The organism is Candidatus Babeliales bacterium, assembly GCA_035944115.1.
Classification (GTDB): Bacteria; Babelota; Babeliae; order Babelales; family Vermiphilaceae; genus DASZBJ01.
The window spans coordinates 1-1,744 of sequence record DASZBJ010000052.1 but is presented as its reverse complement, the minus strand read 5'-3'; the positions used below and the strand labels follow the sequence as shown (position 1 = coordinate 1,744).

At 36.9% G+C, this 1,744-nt stretch carries 1 protein-coding gene; it reads right to left on the bottom strand.

Annotation, left to right across the window (positions count from 1 at the left end):
- Window positions 1–683: 683 nt before the first annotated feature.
- Window positions 684–1,744, bottom strand: a 1,061-nt coding sequence (locus VGT41_06430) for a hypothetical protein (GenBank protein ID HEV2601898.1), incomplete at its 5' end; no start/stop codon positions are given.

Below are 1,744 nucleotides of genomic sequence, written 5' to 3'. Positions count from 1 at the left end.
CTCGAAGTCAGTGTGATTCTTCCGTGAAGTTATCTGATCAATAAAAATACAATTTACTTTACTTTACACTTTACTTTCTTTTCTTTTCTTTTTCTTTTCTCAGCTTTTGTTTCTGTTTATTTCTGTTTAAGCTTTGGTTTTGTTCGGTTCGGTTTTATTTTATTTTAATCTTTTGTTTGATTTTGTTTTATTAGTTTATTTTCGTTTTAAATTTTTATTTTTATTTTTATTTATTGTTTTTGTTTTAAGCTTTTTCTTGTTCGTTTTGTATTTTTGTTTTAAGTTTTAGCTTATTTGTTTTATTTTAGGTTTTGTTTTGTTTTGTTTTTGTTGTGTTTCATTTGTTTTATTTTTATTTATTTTTGTTTTGTTTTATTTTTAAATTTTCTATTTGTTTTATTTTGTTTGATTTCACTTTCACTTTCACTTACTTTCTTTCACAGACGAATGCCGCATGGCATTCGGAGAAAGTCTTCGTCCGTCACATAGGAAATATATATTATAGAATAGAATACTACTTGTAGTACTCATAGTCCATGGGTTGGCGGTAAGGTTACTAGAACATTGAGAGAAAGTGTAACGAAAGGGGTCTTTCGTTACACACTCCTCTTGTTCACTCTTGTTCTGAATGACAGAGAGAGGAACACTCTTTGTCATGAAGTGTACTGTACAATTTTTGAAATCTATCGCTTTTTGGATCTACCGCGAATAGATTTTTTTGAAGTGGAGGTAGAAGTTGTAGAAGTTGTAGAAGTTGTAGAAGTTGCTGCAAGTATTTCTGCATTTGCTATGCATGAGCCACAAATGAGGTGCGTTTCGCACATCATGCGACCGCATTCGCATTGTGCATGACCTGGGTTGCCACAGAATATCGCATGTTTTTCGCAATCATAACTCATCCAGTTTCGACAATCTAGACAACGTGATTGGCGTGTGTTGATTCTAAACCTGCATGTTTCTGTGGCTGGAGCTGAAGAGGTCGAAGTCGAAGATGAAGATGAAGATGAAGAAGGTGAAGATGATGAAGAAGAGCTTGACTCAGCTGTTTGCTTTTTTTCATCTGCAATTTTTGCAGCTCTTGCAGTTTTTCTAGCTTCTGCACCTCTTACATCTCTTGCAACGTCAGCTGCTTCAACTTCTACAGGTTCTTTACCTCTTTCAGCTTCTTCAGCAGCTAATCTTCTTTTTTCAGATGCGTACATGAACGCTACTACACTACCAGGCAGGTTCGGATGAAATGGATAGCTTTCTTGTGTAGCTTCTCCAGCCATCGCAGCCTTTGTAGCTTCAGCTTTTGCAGCTTTTGCAGCTTTTGCAGTTGCAGCTTTTTCATCTTCTGCAGCTTTTGCAGCTTTTGCAGCTGTAGCTTTGGCAGCTTTTTCAGCTTTCGCAATTGCAGCTTTTTCAGCCTTTTCAGCTTTTGCAGCCTTCGCAGCTGCAGCTTTTTCAGCTTTTGTAGCCTTTTTCACTGCTACAATGACTTGTTCTATCTGTTGCGTCGAGAGTGAACAACTCACTGAATGCAAAGATGAAGTGCTTTTCAATCTTGCAGAAGCACAAGAAGAACACAAAGGCCTAGAAGAGCAAGAAGGACAAGAAGCATGATCAAAGAAGCTTTCAAAAGAAGAAGAAGAAGAAGAACTTGCAAATGAAGATGAAGAAGAGCTTGAAGAATTTGAAGAAGAACTTGACGAAAGATTGGTTGTTGTTGTTGTTCCACCCGGCAGTATTGGAAGGGAGATGA